We start from the raw sequence: 20107 nt of genomic DNA, 5'->3' as shown, positions 1-20107 counted from the left end.
AGGTGAATTAATGAAAAATCATAGATTGGTATCGATTATATTATTTATCGTGATAATTGTAAGTAGTGTTAATGTATATGCAGATAAAAATAGTCTTGATTATAAAAGAGGGTATGATGATGGTATTCAAAGAGGTAGAAAAGACGGGACTGCTACTGGGATTTCCGATGGAAGGGATAAGACTAATACCATGAGAAGGGTTTTAGAATCTAATCTTAGAGATTATAAACGTGATTTTAATATAGATGGTAAATCTAAGGATTATATAGACGGTTTTGAAGAAGCTTACGAGGATGAGTTTGAAGAAGCTTATTATACTGCATATAGACTAGAAAATGGACAAGATACTATGATTATCTATGGTGCTGAAGATTTTGGTACTATTATGGGTAGGATAGATGGTTATATTGCATATAAAAATGGAAAGAAGAATGATTGGGAAAGATATATTCCTAGTGACAGAAAAATAAAGGATATGTTTGAACTTAATAAAGAATTAAGGGAATATAGGGATGGATTTATAGATTTGTTTAGAAAAGCATATAAAATATCATTTGAAGCTGCATTCCAGATTGCGAAATTAGGAGAAGATGATTATTCATATGAAAAAGGTTTAGAAGATGGAGATGAATATGCTAAAGATTTAGCCGAGATAAATGGGAAAAGAGATTATTTACTAGGACGTAGCAATAACTATAAACGAAATATGCCATCTAATAGAGAAATCATGGATATGTTTAATTTAGATAATGAATCTAGAGAGTATAGAGAATCATTTTTAGCAGGATTTGAATTTGGTCAAAGTAAATCTGGTGGAAAAATTAATGGAGGATATATGATCTATTATAATGATGCCTTTAGAAATGCTAATAAAGAGGCAATAGAAACACCTGATTTAAATGGTGAAGAAGGTGGCAGAACCATAGGCAAGATGAAAGGTGAGTATGCAGCAATTATAGATATTACATTGGGAAAAACTAATTCTTGGGAAAAACATAAAGTTAGTGATAGTGTTATTTCTACGGAATATGGACTTGATTTCCAATCAGAGAATTATAGACTTGGATTTATAATTGGTTATTGGAATGAGTTTATGAAATCATATAATGAAATCTATAAGAAACTTCAGCAAGATAGTAATAAAGTGAAGACACATACGGAAAAGATATTAATTGATGGAAAGAATAATATTGGAATACCTGAAGATGACAAGTTTTTGGTAGATATTGAGGCTGGAACCTATTACAATGATATAATTATAACTATAGATAGAATACCAGTATCATATATAAACCCTAACTCTACTAGGCATACTCAAGCTTCTGAAGTTTATGGGTTAAAGATTATGAATGCTGCAGGTACATTTGATAAGAATAAAAAAGTAACTATTAAGTTTAAATCCTATGGAAAGGATATTAAATATGGTATATATAAATACCATTATGATAAATGGATCTATATTCCATCTATTCAGGATGGTGACTACTTAGTCGCAGATATAAATTTAAAGAATATTAATCTTTCTGGAAATATTTATGCAGTTAGAGTTGATAATGAATTGCCAATATTTCATGATTCTAGGGGACATTGGGCAAAAGATGAAATAAACACATACGTTAAAAGGGAAATTATTTATGGCTATCCAGATAAATCTTTTAAGCCAAATAACCAAATATCAAGAGGAGAGTTTGTAACTATGTTAAGTAGACTATATAATTGGTATCCTCCATATGATTCTACAAATGTAACTATGTTTAAGGACTATAATAAATTCGGTTATGCAGAAAAGGCCATATCATATGCCACATATTATAAATTCATAAATGGATATTCTGACAATACCTTTAGACCTAATAATCCAATTACTTATAAAGAAGTTGAGACTATAATGGCTAGAGTATTAAATAATAATTTTAAATGGGATTATTTTGCAAATAAAATGCTTTATGAAAAGAAGGTTCGTTCAAATAGCAAAGATAGTATGAATAATAAAATAACTAGAGCAGAATTTACTTTTCTGCTACATCGATTAAATGAATGGCAGTATTGACAATATAAATTGTAATAGGAAATATGGTTATACTTTAGTAGAATTAATAGTGACAATATCATTAATTCTTATTGTCCTATCTATAGGAATGCCTAGTGTGAAAATTATCTTTAACATTAGGGAGAAGAAAGAATTAATGGAATTTAAAAGAGATATTATTTTTGCTAGAAACAGTGCGGTAGTAGAAAATTGTATTTATATTTTATATGTAGATGTTAATAAAAATAGCTATAGAATTGCTAAAGACAATGGGATAAATGCTAAAACAATAAAAAAAGTCAGCTTATCTAATGGAATAAAAATTAAAGGAAACAATTTCAATGGATATACAAAATTTTATCCAAGTGGTGCGCCAAACAACTCTGGAACTATTTTACTTACCAATAGAAAAAAACAAAATATAGAAATAACTATAACCCCAGCAACTGGCAAGGTTAATCTTTATGTAAAGGGTAGATGAAATGGGGAATTAACTTGAGTAGAAAAGGATTTACTTTAGTTGAAAGTATATTAGGATTATTTTTACTAGGGATGATTGCAGTTAATATTTTGCCAATACTCAATTTATCTTTTATTAGATTTGAAAATCAAAAAACAAAGATGGAAATGATGTATATTGGGGAAATGTCAATGGAAAAAATTAAAGCTTTTAATATAAATAGTAGTTCAGATTTGTTTATCTATGATACAGATATAGCTGAAATAGTAGAAGTATTTAAAGAAAATGATTCCATTGAGATTTGTGTACCAAAAGAAAGAAAAGAGAATGAAGAGTATTTCTTAAAAATATATAAGACCCAAAAATCGGATTCATTATGGAAAGTCTCTATTTTTGTATTTCATAATGTAAAGGGGGATAATATTAATTATGTTGAGTACACTGCATATATTCCACAAAAATAAGGGGTTTACCTTAATAGAAGTAATCTTGGCAATTGGAATTTGTTCATTAATTATAACACCAATTTGTAGTATTTTTAAATTTTCTATAGATGCATGTGCAATAGGAGATGAAAAGGAAGAATTAAGGTTAAATGGCAGACATGCTATTGAGTATATTAAGGAAGAAATCAAGTCAGCAGATAAGATAATTTCATCGGATAAAATAGTTGGGTTAAAAGAGAAGTTTCCGACTAATGTTGGTTTCGTCACTATGGTGATAGAGGAGAATATAGATTATAATATATATAGATACAGTACTTATTATAGAAAAAATGATAAAATTATTAGGTTAGCTTGTGGAGTTAAGGATGATAAATATCCTTCTTATATTAAATTTGATGGATATAACGAATTGTGTGGATTTGCAAGTAGTATTGAAGATACTAAATTCGATATTGAAAATTCTATGATTCATTTAGACTTAAAGTTCAAACATACTCATGAGAGGCTAGAATTAAAATCTGATATTTACATTAGATGTCCAATTGATTAATAAATATTTGGAGGTTCTATGAAAACTAGGGGTGGATTTATATCTATTATTTGTTTGATTGTTATGTCTGTAATGATGGTTATGATATTATATCTAGAATCTACTACTGGGCTACAGCATCTAATATTAAATTCGACTTCTAATAATATTCAGTCCTATTATTTGGCAGAAGGAAAAATATATATGGTACTTAATGAGGACAAATATTATTTAAATCAGCTATATCCAATTCTTACAGAGTATTTTAGAACCGTTCCCTTTTCAAAACCACCTAAAAATATTCTAATAGATGAAGAAGATTTGGAATTAGAGGATAAAATGGATAAAGTTAAAGTGGTTATTGTAGATAGAGAGAATAAAAAAGAGTTGATTCTTGTGGCCAAAAGTGACTTTAATGGTCTAAGAACCACTATAGAAGCATCTGTCAAATTATTTAATAAGTTTTTTGAAATGGAAGTTCCCATTTTAGATACAAGTTTAATAGAGGATGAATACAAAGAGGAATTAAATGATTTATTGTTAAATATATCAGAAAATATTAACATCAAGGATTGCAATAAATCAAAGAATATTTATGGTATGGAATCCATAGATTTTAATAATATTATTTTAGATAGAGGGAGTAATGGTTTTGTTATATCTGCTTATAGGGATGCAATGGTAGTGCCATATGTAGAAAAGTTTAATGAGAAAGAGATATTTATAATTTCAAAGAGTTTTGGTGAGTATCTTACCAATTTATTTATTGGAGATACTGATACTAAAAAGGAGGTTATAAAACTTTCTGGTGTTATATATGTAGAGGGAAATATAATAATATCCAAAGATTTTCAGTTTAACGGCATAATAATAGTAAAGGATGGAGATATAAGGATAAATAATGATGTAAGAGTTGATATTAAAGGAATGGTAATTCTTGATAATATAATTAATAATGATTTTCTAAAGAATTCTAATATATTGTATAGCAGACATTCTGTTTATAAGTATGGAACATATTTACCAGGATTTATTGAAACAAAAATAGATTTAATAAAACGCAATTAATATGGAGGGAAAACAATGGAATTACATAATTTAATAGAAGATGAAGTACTTAACGTCATAAATAATATAGAAAAGAAAGTAGATATAAAATGTTTATGTGAGAAATGTAAATTGGATATAGCGGCTATTGCCTTGAATAATTTACATCCTAAATATGTAGTAACTGAAGAAGGGTATTTATATTCTAAGGTAAATAGTATGAATCAGCAATTTAATACAGATGTAATAGCCGCTGTAACAGAAGCTATTGAAATTGTAGGAAGAAATCCTAAACATAGTTAACTAGGTGATGATATTGAAAAATATTGTATTGATTGGTATGAGTGGTGTAGGAAAGACAACAATTGGTAAAGCTTTATCCATAGTATTAGACAAGAAGTTTGTTGACACAGATAGTATTATTGAAGACAAATTAGGTATAAGTATTAACGATATATTTGCAATGTATGGAGAAGATTATTTTAGAAAATTAGAAAGTGAAATTATTAGTGAATTACATGAAGAAGAAAATTTAATAATATCTACAGGAGGGGGTATAGTATTAAATAATAACAATATAGTGATGCTGAGAGAGAAGGGTATATTAATACTATTGGAATCTTCAGTAGAGAGTATTGTAAATAATATTAAAGATGATATTACTGTCAGACCATTGTTAAATAATGGAGAAGATATATATAAAAAGGTAGAAGTAATGTATAATAATAGAAGAAAGTTATACATATCTTCTGCTGATTTTGTAGTTTTTGTTGATGGAAAATCAATTGATGAAATTATCTATGAAATTTTAAGAAGATGTGTTAAAATTAAGTCTTGAGGTAAATAATAGAGACTGATATAATAAAGTGGAAAGTGGAGGAAGTTTAATTATGAGAGTACTTATTATCCATGGTCCAAATCTGAATCTTTTAGAGAAAAGAGATAATTTGATATACGGTAGAGAATCCTTAGAGCAAATTAATAAACTTATTAGAAACAGAGCTGTGGAGTTGGATATGGATGTTGAAATTTTTCAATCAAATCATGAAGGAGAGATTGTGGACAAAATTCAGGAAATTATAGCATCTGAATATGCAGGTTTAATTATTAATCCAGCGGGATTTACTCATTATAGTATTGTTATTAGAGATGCTATAGAAATCCTTAATATTCCCGTAATAGAGGTTCATTTATCTAATATTTATGGAAGAGAAAATTTCAGAAAAGAATCTGTTATAGCTCCTGTTTGCACTGGACAAATATCAGGTTTAGGATCCAGTAGTTACTTAATTGCTATGGATGCTTTAAAATTATTGAATAAGTAGAATATAGGAGGGTAAAAATATGATATCAGCAAGTGACTTTAGAAAGGGTATAACATTTGAAATGGATGGAGACGTATACCAAGTAGTTGATTTTCAACATGTTAAACCTGGAAAGGGAGCAGCCTTTGTTAGGACAAAGATAAGATCAGTAATGTCTGGAGGAACTAAAGAGGTTACTTTTAACCCAACAGAGAGATTCCCAAAGGCTCAGATAGAGACTAAGGAAATGCAATATTTATACAATGATGGTGAATTATATTATTTTATGGACACTGAAACTTATGAACAATTGCCATTAGAGAAGGATGCTGTAGAAGATGCTATGGTTTACTTAAAAGAAAATGATAATGCTACTATTAGATTCTATCATGGAAAGGCTTTTGAGGTAAACGCACCAAACTTTGTTGAATTAGAAGTTACTGAAACTGAACCAGGCGTAAAGGGAGATACTGCTTCTGGTGCTAATAAACCAGCTACTGTAGAGACAGGTGCAGTTATAACAGTTCCTTTGTTTGTAAATATAGGAGATATAATAAAGATAGATACAAGAACTGGTGACTATTTATCGAGAAAATAGGTAATAATGTTTTTAAAATATAAAATTAGGAGGGTTAAGAATGGAATATTTAATGCAAAAAGTATCTTATTTAAGAGGATTAGCAGATGGACTAGGAGTTGATGAGAGTTCTAAAGAGGGTAAATTACTACTTCAAATAGTGAATGTGCTAGAAGAATTTGTAGATGTATTAGATGAATCTATCGAAAATCAAGAAGAATTAGAAGAGTATGTAACTTTTATCGATGAAGATTTAGCAGATGTAGAAGATGAAATATATGGAACTGATGAAGATTTCGATGATTATGAAGACTATGATGATTTTGATTTCGATGATTATGAAGACTACTGTGATGATGACGATTGCTGTTGTCATTGTGGAGACGATGACGAAGAATAATTTATTAAAAATAAAAAAGGTTCTAAAGCTTTTTATTTAGCTTTAGAACCTTTTTTTATTTAAATCCTTTTTTATTTTTTTGGAATATATAGATTGTACAATCATAGAATTTATATAAAGGAGGGACAGGTTATGTCAAGAAATTCTAGTATATATAATTCCGTAATTGAAAATCTATGTAAAGAATTAAATATTGTATTAGCTGGAATTCCTTCTAATCATAAGGAAAAAGTAGAAGAAATAAGACTTCGAAATGAAGGACCATTAACTATTTCATATGGAGCTAAGGATTATTTCATATCTAGAGATAGTAGTGTCAGCAGTGTCCCGTCAAAAGCAATGGTTGTTAAAGAGGAACATATTAAAAATACATTTCAGATTATTAGCAACTATTCTGTATATGCATATGAAGAGGAAATTAGAAATGGATTTATCACAATAAAAGGTGGACATAGAGTTGGCATTGGTGGAAAAGTAATATATGGTCCTAATGGAGTTGAAACCATAAAGAATATTTCTTCATTAAATATAAGAATAGGAAAGGAAATTCTAGGAGTTTCAGATAGTATAATCCCCTATTTAGTTAAGGAACCTAGAATATTTTATAATACATTAATCATATCACCTCCTCAATGTGGGAAGACCACATTGCTGCGAGATATAGTTAGAAATTTAAGCAATGGTTTTGGTTTGTTAAATTCCAATGGACTTAAAGTAAGTGTAGTTGATGAAAGATCAGAAATTGCAGGAATGTATAAGGGAATAGCACAGAATGATATTGGGATTAGAACAGATGTATTGGATGGATGCCTAAAGTCAGATGGAATCATAATGGCAATTAGAGCATTATCACCAGATATAATAGCTGTAGATGAAATAGGTAGTAAAAAAGATGTAGACGCCATTAATGAAGCTTTAAGAGCTGGTATAAAACTTATAGCAACTATTCATGGAAGCAGTATGGAGGAAATAATGAACAAATCCAGTATGAGAGAATTATTCGAAGAAAAGATATTTGAAAGATTTATTATACTTGACAGGTCAAGGGGTGTGGGCAGTATAAAGGAAATATTAGATGGCTATAGCTTTAATCCTATTTATAATTCAAGAAGGTGATTGGTATGGTTTTATTAAAAGTGATATCTATATTATTAATTTTTTTAACTTCAACTACAATAGGATATCTTTATGGAAAAACTTTTTCATCTAGATTAGATAACCTCATATATTTGGAGCAGTGTATTAAGATATTGGAAACAGAAATAGTATATGGTGCAACTCCACTACCTGAGGCTTTATCTAATGTGTTTAATAAAGGTAAAGGGAAAGTATCCTATATATTTGAAGAAATAAAAAATGATTTATTTTTAAACAAGGGAGGAGGAGTATATAATAGTTTTCTATCAGTTGAAAGCAGATTATATGATGATCTTCATTTGCAGAAGGAAGATGTTGAGGTTTTTTTATCTTTAGGAAGAGTTTTAGGAACATCAGATAGGATGGATCAACAGAAGAATTTCACATTGATATTAAATCAAATTGGTGCTCAAATTTTAGAAGCAAAAATAGAAAGAAATAAAAATGAGAAGATGTATAGAGGCTTAGGAATTATAACGGGAATCGGGATAATAATTTTACTAGTTTAGGGGAGGAAAGATATGGAAGTAGATTTAATTTTTAAAATTGCTGGACTTGGTGTGGTTATAGCTGCTTTAAATATAGTACTAGATAAATCAGGGAAAGAAGAATATGCTTTTTTTACTACATTACTAGGTGTAGTCATTGTATTAGGCATTGTAATTAACTTAATTAGCAAACTTTTTGATAATGTAAAAGTATTATTTAGATTGTAATACTATATTAAGGGGAATGAAAGATGGAAATTATTAAAATAGTAGGCATAGGAATTGTGGCTACAGTACTTATTGTAGTTTTAAAGGGTACAAGACCAGAGTTTGCCTTATTTATAAGCTTATTAACAGGTGTCATCATTTTTTCTATGATTTTAGGAGAATTATCCTATGTAATAGGAATTTTAAATACCCTAGCTAGAAGAATAAATGTAGAATTTGCATATTTTTCTACAATTCTCAAGATAATTGGTATGGCATATATAGTGGAATTCGGAGCACAGATATCGCGGGATGCAGGAGAAGAAAGCATTGCCATGAAAATTGAGTTAGGGGGAAAAGTATTAATTATGGTTCTTGCAATTCCCATTCTCTTAGCTCTCATGGAATTAATTATAAAAATACTTCCTTAAGGGTGAAACATATGAAAAAAAAATATCTTATTATTTTTATTATATATTTAATGATATCTGGAATTACTGTTTATGCTGATGATAATAGTTCATTTATCATGGATGAGCAAATGGATATTTTAAATATAAGTAATTTAGAAAAGGTTATAGAAGATGCTATAAAAGAAAATGAACTTTTACCAGAGTTAAATACTAGAGAATTTCTTAGAAATTTAATAAAAGGAAACATTTCTTTAAGCTTTAAAGATATTGTTAAAAATATATTGCTGATTTTTTTAAAAGAATTAAGAGTTTCTTTGATTTTGCTAGCTAAGATACTAGTTATCACATTAATTTCTTCAATATTGACTAATCTCCAATCCACATTTGAGAATGCCTCTGTTTCAGAACTAGCAAATTATATTTCATATGTTTTGATAGCAATTTTGGTAATAAGCAGTTTTGCTCAAATTATGGACTTAGTAAAGGAGACTGTTGATAATATGGTGGGATTTATGCAGGTAATTCTTCCAATACTGCTTACTTTGCTTACGGCTGCTTCTGGACCTAATACAAAGATGTTATTTCATCCAATGATACTTATGACAGTTAATCTTATTGGTATGTTAATAAAAAGTATAATTTTACCTTTGATTTATTGTTCATTTATTATAAGTATAATAAGCAATATCTCAAATAGGATGGAATTTAGTAAATTATCTGAATTAGGTAGACAAGTAATAACATTTATAATATCTGGAGCATTAACTCTATTTATAGGGATAATTACAATATATGGTTTAGGAACTAAAATGGATGGATTGACAATAAGGACGGCAAAATTTGCTGTGGACAAATTTATACCTATAGTAGGAGGATTTTTATCTGATGCAGTTGAAGCTGTAGTAGGCTGCTCTGCAATTCTAAAGAATGGATTAGGGGTAATTGGACTTTTAGTTTTACTGTTTATATGTATATTACCTGTTATAAAGATTCTAGTATTATTATTTACTTATAAAATAATTGCTGTTGTTATACAGCCAATAGGTTCTAATAACTTAGTAGAATTTTTTAACCAAGTAGGAAAATCATTGTTACTTGTTTTAGTCAGTCTTATTTCCATAGGAACAATGTTTTTTATTACTATAACTATTATTGTAGAGACGGGGAATAAATTACTAATGCTAAGGTAGGTGGAGATATGTATATAATGTCTTTTATAAGTACATGGTTAAAGGATATAGTCATTCTTTTTATACTTATTTCCATTGCAGAGCTTATTATGCCAAAAGGAAATATGAAAAAGTATATTAATATGGTAATAGGATTATTAATTATATTTACAATCATTAGCCCTTTTGTAAAACTTGTAAAATTAAATTTTAACTTTGAACAGGCAGTATTTAATTATTCTAAGCCAGATTCAATTAAAGATATACAGGATAATGAGTTTTATATTCAGCAAGAGGAGCAAATTAAAAAAGTATATAAAGAAAAGATAGTAAGTGAAATAAGAGGAATAGTTGAAGAAAAAACTGATTATAAAGTAGTAAATATTACAGTTGGAATAATTGAAGAAGAAAAAGATTATGGGGATATAGATTATCTAGATATTATCATATGTGAAGATGATAATATCACAAATGATAATAAAATTTCCATTGAAAAGGTAAAGTCTATTGATATTAGAAATAATATAAATACAGGAGAGTTGTTAGACGGAGATTATGATGATATAAAAGAGCTAATATCTACTAAATATACAGTAGATAAAAATAGGATAAATATAAAAATATATAAAAAGGGGAAAGGTGAGTAGAATGAACGAAATACTAGATAAAATAAAAAATGCTCTTACAAAAATGAATAACAAAAAGTTTATTAATAATTTATTCATAATACTACTTATGTCCATCATATTTTTAATTGTAACTAATATTTTTCTTGGGCCAAAGACTAAAAATATTGATAGTACTACAGATAAATATATAAAGGATATTGAAAATACTCTGGAATCTGATTATAGTGGCTATTTAGAGAAAAAGCTAGTTGATATTTTAAGTAAATTAAATGGAGTTGGTAAAGTAAGTGTTATGATAACTTTAGAAAATAGTGTAGAAAAGATTGCTGCTACAAATACAACAAAGACTACAGAAAATACCTCAGAGAATGATTCAGAAGGGGGGACGAGGGAAATACATAGAGAGGATTTAACGACCCAAATAGTAACAAGAGGTAATGATGGGTCACTATTAGTAGTTAAGGAAATCAAGCCTACTGTTCAAGGGGTTATTGTAGTTGCAGAAGGGGCTGATGATCCTGAAATAAAGGAGATGCTCTATGATGGTGTAAAGACTGTATTAGGAATAAAAGGGAATAAAGTCCAAGTATATTCAAGTAAATAAGGGGGAATAATTATGTTTAAAATTAAAAGACCAGCAATAATAGGTTTATTGGTTGTACTGTTAGTATTTACAGGATATTTAAATCATCAACTAACTCAGCAAGCTCAAAGAAAATCATCAAAGGATTATCAAAATCATGAACTTATGGAATTAGCTAAAAACAAAGAGTCTGAAGAAAATGAAGAAGATATAGGAAAAGTTGAAGACTTGGAAAAAGCCGAAATGGAGAAAGGCGAAGATATAGAAAAAGCGGAAGGTACTGAAATTACAGGAGAAATAGACGTAATTGATTCTGCAAAAAGTGAAGGAAATGAAGCTTTGGAGGCAATGTATACAGATGCAAGTAAAGTAAGTAAAAATTATTTTGTTGAATATAGATTGTCTAGAGATAAACTAAGAGCATCTTTGATAGATAGATTAGATGTGATTACTAACAATTCAAATACTGCAGAAGATGTAAGAAAAGAAGCCCAAAAAGAAATAATAAAGCTTGGAAATAATTCAGAGAAAGAGCTTCAAATTGAAGGGTTAATAAAGGGCAAAGGTTTTGAAGATGCCATTGTATTTTTAACAGATAAGGATATAAAAATAGTGGTATCCTCTAAGGAGCTAAGTGAGCAGGATATGGTGAAAATTTTAGACATAGTAAAGTCTGAAACAGATTATGATAGTAATAATATTAAAATAATGAAAAAACAATAGAAATGTTTGTAAATGGTACTGTCCTCTGATATAATAACTTTAAGAACTTATAGTTGTATGGAGGTGTTAATTTTGGTTGATAATTATAATGATGAAAATGTTGAACATGGGACTGTAAAGATTTCAGATGATGTCGTTGCCATTATTGCTGGAGTTGCTGCTACTGAAGTTGATGGTGTAGCAGGAATGAGCGGCGGTATTACTGGTGGCATTACTGAAATGTTAGGCATGAAGAATTTATCTAAGGGTGTTAAAGTAGAAGTTGGAGATAAAGAAGCTGCTATAGATTTATATATTATTGTAGAATATGGTTCAAAAATTTCAGAAATTGGTGAAAAAGTACAAGAAAATGTTAAAAATACAGTAGAAACTATGACAGGTTTAAATATTGTAGAAGTAAATGTAAATATTCAAGGAGTGAATATTCCAAAGGAGAGAAAGATAGAAGTAGAACCTAGAGTAAAATAGTATATTTACCCTCTGTAAACCAGAGGGTAATTTTAAATACTAAGAGAGGAGATATACTTATGAAAATCTTAGATAGATTAATTATTGCTTTATTTTCCCTATGTATATTGATATTATCATTTTGTATCATTGTCATTCCTTTTAATATTCCTGGGATTTTATCAGTTGAGGGTATTGTTGATATAGTAAGAAGTATGAGTAAAAATTATTATTATACTTTAGCAGGAGTAATCTTATTTATATTTAGTATAAGAATTATTTTTTCTGGTTTTTCTAGAAAGGAATCCAAAGAAACTTATTCATATTTGACTACAAGAAATGAATATGGTGAAATAGTTATTTATTCCAATACAATAGTTGGATTAGTACAAAATGTTGTTGATAAATTTTCGGGTATAAGTAATATTAAAATTAATGTAAATCTCTCTGAGGGACAAGTCTATATTGAACTTATAGGTGATGTTTCAGCTGGAATTAATATTCCAGAAGTTACTAAGGAATTACAAGCCATGGTGAAGGAATATATTGAAGATGCAACTGGAGCTAAGGTTAATGAAGTAAAAGTAAAGGCAAGCAATGTATCAGTGCCTAATAGAGTGATAAGATAAAATGGGGTGTCGTCTATGGGTAAACAAATGCTAAGGGAGATTTTAGAATTAATTAATAATAATAAGGGAAAGTTTTTTGGTGCTTTTTTGGGATTATTATTAGGTATTACAATTCTTATTATTGGTTTTTTCAAAACATTGTTTATTTTTATATGTACTTGTATAGGATATATTATAGGGAGCAAATCCTATAAAAATATTAATTTTAGAGAGATATTGGAAAGGATACTTCCTCCAGGTGGTAGAAATTAATATGATATTATAGTTTTATATTTTTAGGAGGGAAAAATGGGACGAAAACAAGCAAGAGAAGGAACAATGAAGATACTCTATCAAATGGAGGTAAATGAGGATTTTTCTGATGACGTATTGGATATATACCTTAATAATTTTCATTTTGATGAATTGGAAAAGGAATATATATTAGATGCTATGACAAAGATAACAGAGAACTTAGATTCAATTGATAAATATATTGAATTATATTCAGAAGGATGGAATTTAAAAAGATTGGCAAAGATTGATTTAGCTGTTTTACGAATAGCTGTATATGAAATCCTATATAGAAAAGATATACCAGTTGAAGTATCCATTAATGAAGCAATTGAAATTGTAAAAAAATATAGTACAGAGGAATCCTTTAGGTTTATTAATGGAGTATTAGGTGGATTTGTTAGAAATATTGATAAAAAATAAGTACTGTGGGGGTAGAATATGGATATAAGACCTCTAAGAGTAAGTGAAGTAAATAGTTATATAAAAAGAGTGTTTTTAAGTGATATGATTTTATCTAATTTAAGTATTGAAGGAGAAATATCAAACTTTAAACATCATTATAGTGGTCATATGTACTTTAATCTTAAAGATGAAAAAGGTAAAATCAAGGCGGTTATGTTTAAAAGTGATAATGAGAATTTGAAGTTTGATCTTGAGGATGGAATGAAAGTTGTAGCAACTGGATATATTTCCATATATGAAAAGGAAGGGGATTATCAGTTTTATATTAGGCATATTAAAGAGAGTGGATTGGGAGATTTATATAAAGCTTTTGAAGAATTAAAGAGAAAATTAGAGGCTGAAGGGATGTTTTTAGAATCCAATAAAAAGCCTATACCATTTATGCCAAGAAAAATTGGTGTTGTCACTTCCTCTACGGGTGCAGCCATAAGAGATATTATTACTATTGTTAGAAGAAGATTTCCCCCATGCAATATCCTCATTTATCCATCTTTGGTACAAGGTGCACAGGCACCTAAAGAAATTTGTGAAGGACTTAAATACTTAGATAGTAGAGATGATATAGATTTAATAATTACTGGTAGAGGGGGAGGCTCTATAGAAGAACTTTTTGCTTTTAATGATGAGGAATTAGCTAGAACTATTTATAAATTGAAGACTCCTATCATTTCTGCTGTAGGTCATGAAACAGATTTTACCATTGCAGATTTTGTTTCAGATTTAAGAGCGCCTACGCCTTCAGCAGCAGCAGAACTTTCTGTGCCAGATATTATTCATTTATCTAATGAACTAAAATCCAAATACAAAAGATTAACTAAGAATATTTATTGTCTTATGGAAGATTGTAGAATAGAACTAAATCATTTAAATGCAAATATTAAATTTTATAGTCCTGTAAATAAGTTGAAAGATAAAAGACAAGAAATTGATAATATATTTAGAGATTTAAACTATTTGATGGAAAAGAAGACTAGGGATAGAAGAACTGGACTATTAGTATTAAAAAATAGTCTTGATGTATTAAATCCACTTTTAGCTTTAGATAAGGGATATGGTCTTTTGACTGATGACAGTGGAAAAATTATTAAGTCTATTGAGAATATTGTATTAGATGAAGAGATTAATATATTGCTAAAGGATGGCAGGATAAAATCTATAGTAAAAGGCATTAATAAGGGGGAAGCAACAGATGAAAGATAAGAAATTAACTTATGAGGAAGCTGTTTCTCAGTTAGAAGTTATATTAAAAGAGTTAGAGGATGATAATTGTACTCTTGATGAATCTATGGATAAGTTTAAAAAGGGAATTCAATTATATAATTATTGTAATGAATTGTTATCTAAAACAGAAGGGGAAATTAATGTTTTGCTAAAAGATAGTGACGGAGATATGACGGAAGTTAAGTTCCCAGTGGAGGTGTAGTAATGCAGGATGAATTAAAACGTTTAAATTCTATTATTGATTCGGAACTTAACAAGATATTTCAAGATAGAACTTGTTATCAGAAAAGGGTTTTTGAAGCTATAGATTACAGTTTATTTACTGGTGGAAAAAGATTAAGACCTATAATGGCTATAAAGTCTTATGAGATGTTTAAAAAAGATATAGAGGAAATAATGCCTTATGCAATGGCAATTGAGATGATACATACATATTCTCTTATACATGATGATCTTCCAGCTATGGATGATGATGATTTTAGAAGAGGTAAACCAACTAATCATAAAGTATTTGGTGAGGCTATGGCAATACTTGCTGGTGATGGTTTGTTGAACTTGGCTTTTGAGACTATTTCAAATCATATGGAAAAAGTTAAAACAATAGATGAATATAAAAGACATGTGAGAGTCCTTAAAGAAATTAGCAGATATTCAGGGGTATTTGGTATGATTGGAGGGCAGGTGGTTGATTTGTTTTCTAGTCATGACACCATGACGGAAGAAAAACTAATATTCATGTATAAGACCAAAACTGCTGCTTTAATACAAGCTGCTTTAGTTTCAGGTGCTATTATTGGTGAGGCAACAGATAGTGAGATTGAACTTATCAGGGAATTCGGATTTAATCTTGGATTGGCCTATCAAATTAGAGATGATATTTTAGATATGGAAGAGGACTCTAGTATAAAAAAATTAACTTATTTAACATTTCATGACATTAACAAAGCTAAATCTGCAGTTAATGAATATAGCTACAGAGCTATTGAGTGCTTAAAAAATCTAGAAAATAGAGATTCTGGTTTCCTTATTGATTTAACTGAGGAATTAGTAAAACGCAATAGATAGTAGAATATATAAATTGAATTTTGATACTAAGTATGCTATAATATTTTTAGCTTGAGTGGTACAGTATTCTAGTCAGCACAACTATTCTAGAGGGCGGGGCTAAAAATCCGTCGAAGGGCATATCGATGAAGTTCCTTGTTTTGGCTTGCGACGCCCAGTCGTGGGTCATTACAGGGAGTAAGAGGGATGGGGCGATCTGCAATGGCATGCAGGCGATGACCCTACTCTCGTGGAGACATGTTATGCTATTTTAAATTGGCATAATATGATAAACCTGCTATGTATATATTACTAGATGCAGAGTAGCCTGCCTTGAGTGAAGTATGGCGGATGATGAGTTCAACTTAGGATATTGAAGGGCCCGATATATCTTAAGTTCTGTTATCGAAACCTATTTTGCAAAAGAGGCTAAGGGATAGAATGGCTGTAGAGGAAAACTCCTAGACTGTTCTAGAAGAGGTAGATTGTGGATTACAGTGCGGACTAAGTGGCAATCCAGTTTTATCTTTGGCGACAAGATAGTAATAGAATTAAAGGGAAACCGCTGTTATGGCGACAGACAGTTTTTATTAGGGAAATCCTGCTGGACCTAAAGCCGTAAGATTTACACAGTTTACTACCACTTTAAAAGCTGATAGCTCATAGCTATCAGCTTTTTGTATATTATTCTATATAAATAGGGTTACTGGGGGAATATTGATATATGAACAAAAAAGAAGATGAGGGAGTTTCTGCCAAGTATAATTTAAAATGGGTTTTCTTTATAAGTATATGGACTTTTCTTATGTCTATTGTTGTATCTGTTATTACTGAAAATTTAGTGAAAAATTTAGATATTGCAATGGCATTTATTGTTCTAATAATAATTATTATGATAGGAATTATTTTTGATATTATTGGTATAGCTGTAACTACTGCTGAAGAAAAACCATTTCATGCTATGGCAGCTAACAAAGTTGAAGAAGCAAAATTTGCAATAAAACTTGTTAGAAATGCAGGACAGGTATCTAATTTTTGTAATGATGTTATAGGGGATATTAGTGGTATCTTATCTGGAGCAGCAGGTACCACAATAATATATAAATTAATAGCTAGATATGATTTAGCAAATGGAACAATATTTACAATAATCATTACATCTTTAATCGCTGCATTGACTGTAGGGGGAAAGGCTTTTGGTAAATCAATAGCCTTATTTAACTATGAGAAGATTATTTATAGTATAGCAAAGATATTAAATCTTATTGAGAAAAATTTTGGCATAGATATATTTCCAAGTAAAAATAAAAAAAATAAAAAGTAATTAATTTGGAGAGATGATAGTTGAAAAAAAGGGCAGACGTAATTCTATATGAAAAAGGGTTAGTTGATTCTCGAGAAAAAGGAAAGAGAGTCATAATGGAGGGTTCGGTTTTTGTTGGAAATGTTAGGGTTGATAAACCTGGAGAGAAATTAGATGAAGATGCTCCAATTACTATTAAGGAAAATCCTAATATATATGTGAGTCGTGGTGGATTAAAGATAGAAAAAGCTATTGGTAAATTTAATATATCTTTACAAGACAAAGTTACTATGGATATAGGCGCTTCTACTGGAGGATTTACAGATTGTATGTTGAAGAATGGGGCATCTAAAGTTTTTGCTGTAGATGTAGGTTATGGACAATTAGATTGGAAGTTAAGAAATGATCCGAAAGTAGTTGTGATGGAAAGAACAAATATTAGGCATGTAACAGATGAAGAGATTGGAGAAGATATTGATTTTATTTCAATAGATGTATCTTTTATTTCTCTACGTTTAGTTTTACCTGTGGCGAAAAAATTATTAAGCGAAAAAGGGGAAATTATAGCTTTAATAAAACCACAATTTGAAGCTGGCAAAGATAAAGTAGGAAAGAAAGGAATTATCAGAGATAAAAATATTCATTTTGATGTAGTAAGAAATATGATGGAATTTTGTCATGAAATTGATTTAGGAATTTATGGACTAACATATTCACCTATAACGGGAGCAACAGGAAACATTGAATTTCTTATTTATTTGAAAAACAATTTTGATAGTATAGTAAATGATGAATCAATTTTTGCAGTTATTGAAGAAGCTCATAATACTCTTAGTTAAATGTAATTCTATTAATTTGGGGGTTTTTATATGCTAGTAGAGTTAAATATTAAAAATTTTGCAATTATTGAGGAACTAAAAATAAATTTTACTAAGGGATTAAATATTATTACTGGTGAAACTGGATCTGGTAAATCTATTTTAATAGAAGCAATAGGAATTATCTTAGGATCTAGATGCAATAAAGATTTTATACAATCAGGATATGAAAAGGCAGTATTAGAGGGAGTTTTTTATATAGAAGAGCCTTCTAGTATAAGTCCTTTATTAGAAGAGTATTCTATAGATATGGATAATGATAATCTTTTAATTATTTCTAAAGAGATTTACTTAAATGGTCCTAGTTTATCTAGAATTAACGGAAGGAATATTACTTTAAGTATGTTAAAAAATATAACAACAAAACTAGTTGATATATTTGGGCAACATGAGCATCAATCATTATTAGATCCTTCTAATCATGGGGTTTTAGTAGATTCTTTTGGAGATGTGGAATTACTAGAATTGAAGTCAAAAATTAGGATGTATTATGATGAATGGATATCTGAAAAGAAAAAACTAAAAAAATTATCTATAGATAGTCGTGAGAGAGATAGAGAAATAGATATATTGAAATTTCAAGTTCAAGAAATTGATGAATCTCAACTTAATAAAGATGATGAGTGCAATATAGAAAACGAGTATAGAAAACTATCTAATATAAATGAAATAGTTTGTTCTATTGGGGAATCGCTATCCTATATAAACAATGAAAGTTTTGGTACATCTAGTATACTTGATTTAATGAATAAAAGCATTTCTCTTATAAATAATGCAAAAAAGTTTGATGAAAAACTTTTAGGTTTACATAAACAATTTGAAGGAATTAACTATGAATTACAGGATTTATATAGAGAACTAAAGGATTATTTAGATAATATAGAAATAGACTCTGAAAGGTTAAATTTTTTAACAGAAAGAATTAATCTCGTAAATAAATTAAAGAAAAAATATGGAAATACTATAGAGATAATTTTAGAATTTAGAAATGAATGTCAAGAAAGGTTAGATGAATTAATTAATTTTGAAAAAGAATTTGAAGAGACGAATAATAAAATATTAGAATTAGAGACAAATCTTGAAATATATTCGATTAAATTATCTACTAAAAGAAAAGAAATTGCAAAGATATTAGAAAAAGGTATAAAAGAAGAATTGACAGAACTAAATATGGCAAAAGTTGATTTTAAAGTTAATTTTGAGGAAAATCCTCAATTTACATCAGAAGGAAAAGATAAGATAGAGTTTCTTATATCTACAAATGTAGGTGAAAATTTAAAACCCTTATCAAGAATTGTATCTGGTGGAGAAATGTCTAGAATAATGTTAGCATTTAAAAGTATAGTGGCTTTTTTTGATCAAATACCAACTATGATATTTGATGAAATTGATTCTGGAATTTCTGGCAGAACTGCTCAAATTGTAGGTGAGAAAATACATGATATTTCAAGAAAGCATCAAGTTATTTGTATCTCACATTTACCTCAAATTGCTGCTTTAGCAGATAGCCATTTTGTTATAAATAAAATAGTTTTAAAAGATAAGACTAAGACTTTAGTTTCTAAGTTATCAGATAAAGAACGAATAGAAGAAATGGCGAGATTATTAGGAGGTGTTGATTTAACTGATACTACAATTAAACATGCCTCTGAAATGATTGAAATGTCTAAAAAGATTAAAAGAAAAAAAGTGTTTTGACTTTGTGT

At 28.9% G+C, this 20107-nt stretch carries 28 protein-coding genes and 1 pseudogene; all 29 read left to right on the top strand.

The annotated features are described in order from the left end of the window. Positions 1-10: 10 nt before the first annotated feature. The 29 genes and pseudogenes from ABWP20_RS11255 to recN all read left to right on the top strand — a co-directional run bounded on the left by ABWP20_RS11255 (position 11) and on the right by recN (position 20099). Positions 11-2050 (top strand): S-layer homology domain-containing protein, encoded by a 2040-nt coding sequence (locus tag ABWP20_RS11255; protein ID WP_353095901.1) that lies wholly within the window; start codon positions 11-13, stop codon positions 2048-2050. Next, positions 2034-2135: pseudogene (locus ABWP20_RS11250) on the top strand (pilus assembly FimT family protein); the annotation flags it as partial. The gene ABWP20_RS11255 and the pseudogene ABWP20_RS11250, both read left to right, overlap by 17 nt. Positions 2136-2147: 12 nt before the next feature. Then, positions 2148-2510: a GspH/FimT family pseudopilin gene (locus ABWP20_RS11245; protein WP_353095916.1), complete on the top strand. Its 363-nt coding sequence runs from the start codon at positions 2148-2150 to the stop codon at positions 2508-2510. Positions 2511-2524: 14 nt separating this feature from the next. Next, on the top strand, positions 2525-2953 hold the full coding sequence (locus ABWP20_RS11240) for a prepilin-type N-terminal cleavage/methylation domain-containing protein (RefSeq protein WP_353095900.1): 429 nt from the start codon (positions 2525-2527) through the stop codon (positions 2951-2953). Continuing rightward, positions 2919-3485, top strand: coding sequence for a PilW family protein (locus ABWP20_RS11235; RefSeq protein ID WP_353095899.1), 567 nt, complete (start codon positions 2919-2921; stop codon positions 3483-3485). The genes ABWP20_RS11240 and ABWP20_RS11235 overlap by 35 nt, the downstream gene beginning before the upstream one ends. Positions 3486-3503: 18 nt before the next feature. Beyond that, a complete protein-coding gene (locus ABWP20_RS11230; RefSeq protein ID WP_353095898.1) occupies positions 3504-4532 on the top strand; it encodes a hypothetical protein in 1029 nt (342 codons plus the stop codon). A gap of 15 nt (positions 4533-4547) precedes the next feature. After that, positions 4548-4814, top strand: coding sequence for a late competence development ComFB family protein (locus ABWP20_RS11225; RefSeq protein WP_353095897.1), 267 nt, complete (start codon positions 4548-4550; stop codon positions 4812-4814). A 13-nt stretch (positions 4815-4827) separates the two neighbouring features. Then, a complete protein-coding gene (locus tag ABWP20_RS11220; protein WP_353095896.1) occupies positions 4828-5349 on the top strand; it encodes a shikimate kinase in 522 nt (173 codons plus the stop codon). A 52-nt stretch (positions 5350-5401) separates the two neighbouring features. After that, positions 5402-5836, top strand: coding sequence for a type II 3-dehydroquinate dehydratase (aroQ, locus tag ABWP20_RS11215; RefSeq protein ID WP_353095895.1), 435 nt, complete (start codon positions 5402-5404; stop codon positions 5834-5836). Positions 5837-5855: 19 nt separating this feature from the next. Continuing rightward, entirely contained in the window at positions 5856-6413 is a 558-nt protein-coding gene (gene efp / locus ABWP20_RS11210; RefSeq protein WP_353095894.1) for an elongation factor P, read from the top strand. A 40-nt stretch (positions 6414-6453) separates the two neighbouring features. Further along, complete coding sequence (locus ABWP20_RS11205) at positions 6454-6792, top strand: CD1247 N-terminal domain-containing protein (RefSeq protein ID WP_353095893.1); 339 nt, start codon at positions 6454-6456, stop codon at positions 6790-6792. A 132-nt stretch (positions 6793-6924) separates the two neighbouring features. Next, entirely contained in the window at positions 6925-7908 is a 984-nt protein-coding gene (gene spoIIIAA / locus ABWP20_RS11200) for a stage III sporulation protein AA (protein WP_353095892.1), read from the top strand. Positions 7909-7913: 5 nt separating this feature from the next. Next, complete coding sequence (gene spoIIIAB / locus ABWP20_RS11195) at positions 7914-8438, top strand: stage III sporulation protein SpoIIIAB (RefSeq protein WP_353095891.1); 525 nt, start codon at positions 7914-7916, stop codon at positions 8436-8438. A 12-nt stretch (positions 8439-8450) separates the two neighbouring features. Further along, positions 8451-8645, top strand: a complete 195-nt coding sequence (gene spoIIIAC / locus ABWP20_RS11190) for a stage III sporulation protein AC (protein ID WP_072972014.1) — start codon at positions 8451-8453, stop codon at positions 8643-8645. Between the two features lie 23 nt (positions 8646-8668). Further along, on the top strand, positions 8669-9055 hold the full coding sequence (spoIIIAD, locus tag ABWP20_RS11185; protein WP_353095890.1) for a stage III sporulation protein AD: 387 nt from the start codon (positions 8669-8671) through the stop codon (positions 9053-9055). 11 nt (positions 9056-9066) lie between these two features. Next, positions 9067-10227 (top strand): stage III sporulation protein AE, encoded by a 1161-nt coding sequence (spoIIIAE, locus tag ABWP20_RS11180; RefSeq protein ID WP_353095889.1) that lies wholly within the window; start codon positions 9067-9069, stop codon positions 10225-10227. Between the two features lie 17 nt (positions 10228-10244). Then, the gene (spoIIIAF, locus tag ABWP20_RS11175) at positions 10245-10853 is read left to right on the top strand and encodes a stage III sporulation protein AF (RefSeq protein WP_353095888.1); all 609 of its coding nucleotides are present in this window, start codon (positions 10245-10247) and stop codon (positions 10851-10853) included. A 1-nt stretch (position 10854) separates the two neighbouring features. Continuing rightward, entirely contained in the window at positions 10855-11439 is a 585-nt protein-coding gene (locus ABWP20_RS11170; protein ID WP_353095887.1) for a SpoIIIAG-related protein, read from the top strand. A gap of 12 nt (positions 11440-11451) precedes the next feature. Further along, entirely contained in the window at positions 11452-12141 is a 690-nt protein-coding gene (locus ABWP20_RS11165) for a SpoIIIAH-like family protein (RefSeq protein WP_353095886.1), read from the top strand. A gap of 72 nt (positions 12142-12213) precedes the next feature. After that, positions 12214-12609: an Asp23/Gls24 family envelope stress response protein gene (locus ABWP20_RS11160; protein WP_353095885.1), complete on the top strand. Its 396-nt coding sequence runs from the start codon at positions 12214-12216 to the stop codon at positions 12607-12609. Positions 12610-12668: 59 nt separating this feature from the next. Further along, positions 12669-13217, top strand: a complete 549-nt coding sequence (gene amaP, locus ABWP20_RS11155; RefSeq protein WP_353095884.1) for an alkaline shock response membrane anchor protein AmaP — start codon at positions 12669-12671, stop codon at positions 13215-13217. Positions 13218-13232: 15 nt separating this feature from the next. Beyond that, the gene (locus ABWP20_RS11150) at positions 13233-13469 is read left to right on the top strand and encodes a DUF2273 domain-containing protein (RefSeq protein ID WP_353095883.1); all 237 of its coding nucleotides are present in this window, start codon (positions 13233-13235) and stop codon (positions 13467-13469) included. Between the two features lie 36 nt (positions 13470-13505). Continuing rightward, a complete protein-coding gene (nusB, locus tag ABWP20_RS11145; protein WP_353095882.1) occupies positions 13506-13913 on the top strand; it encodes a transcription antitermination factor NusB in 408 nt (135 codons plus the stop codon). Between the two features lie 18 nt (positions 13914-13931). After that, positions 13932-15155 (top strand): exodeoxyribonuclease VII large subunit, encoded by a 1224-nt coding sequence (xseA, locus tag ABWP20_RS11140; protein WP_353095881.1) that lies wholly within the window; start codon positions 13932-13934, stop codon positions 15153-15155. Continuing rightward, complete coding sequence (gene xseB / locus ABWP20_RS11135; protein ID WP_353095880.1) at positions 15145-15378, top strand: exodeoxyribonuclease VII small subunit; 234 nt, start codon at positions 15145-15147, stop codon at positions 15376-15378. Before xseA ends, xseB begins: the two co-directional genes overlap by 11 nt. A 2-nt stretch (positions 15379-15380) precedes the next feature. Continuing rightward, entirely contained in the window at positions 15381-16241 is an 861-nt protein-coding gene (locus tag ABWP20_RS11130; protein WP_353095879.1) for a polyprenyl synthetase family protein, read from the top strand. A gap of 703 nt (positions 16242-16944) precedes the next feature. After that, positions 16945-17544, top strand: a complete 600-nt coding sequence (locus tag ABWP20_RS11125; RefSeq protein ID WP_353095878.1) for a hypothetical protein — start codon at positions 16945-16947, stop codon at positions 17542-17544. Between the two features lie 20 nt (positions 17545-17564). Further along, positions 17565-18362, top strand: coding sequence for a TlyA family RNA methyltransferase (locus tag ABWP20_RS11120; RefSeq protein WP_353095877.1), 798 nt, complete (start codon positions 17565-17567; stop codon positions 18360-18362). 30 nt (positions 18363-18392) lie between these two features. Continuing rightward, complete coding sequence (gene recN / locus ABWP20_RS11115; protein WP_353095876.1) at positions 18393-20099, top strand: DNA repair protein RecN; 1707 nt, start codon at positions 18393-18395, stop codon at positions 20097-20099. The last annotated feature ends 8 nt before the right edge of the window (positions 20100-20107 follow it).

Source organism: Tissierella praeacuta (assembly GCF_040396155.1).
Classification (GTDB): domain Bacteria; phylum Bacillota; class Clostridia; order Tissierellales; family Tissierellaceae; genus Tissierella; species Tissierella praeacuta_A.
The sequence above is the reverse complement of the archived record's forward strand: the minus strand, read 5'-3'. Positions and strand labels throughout refer to the sequence as shown.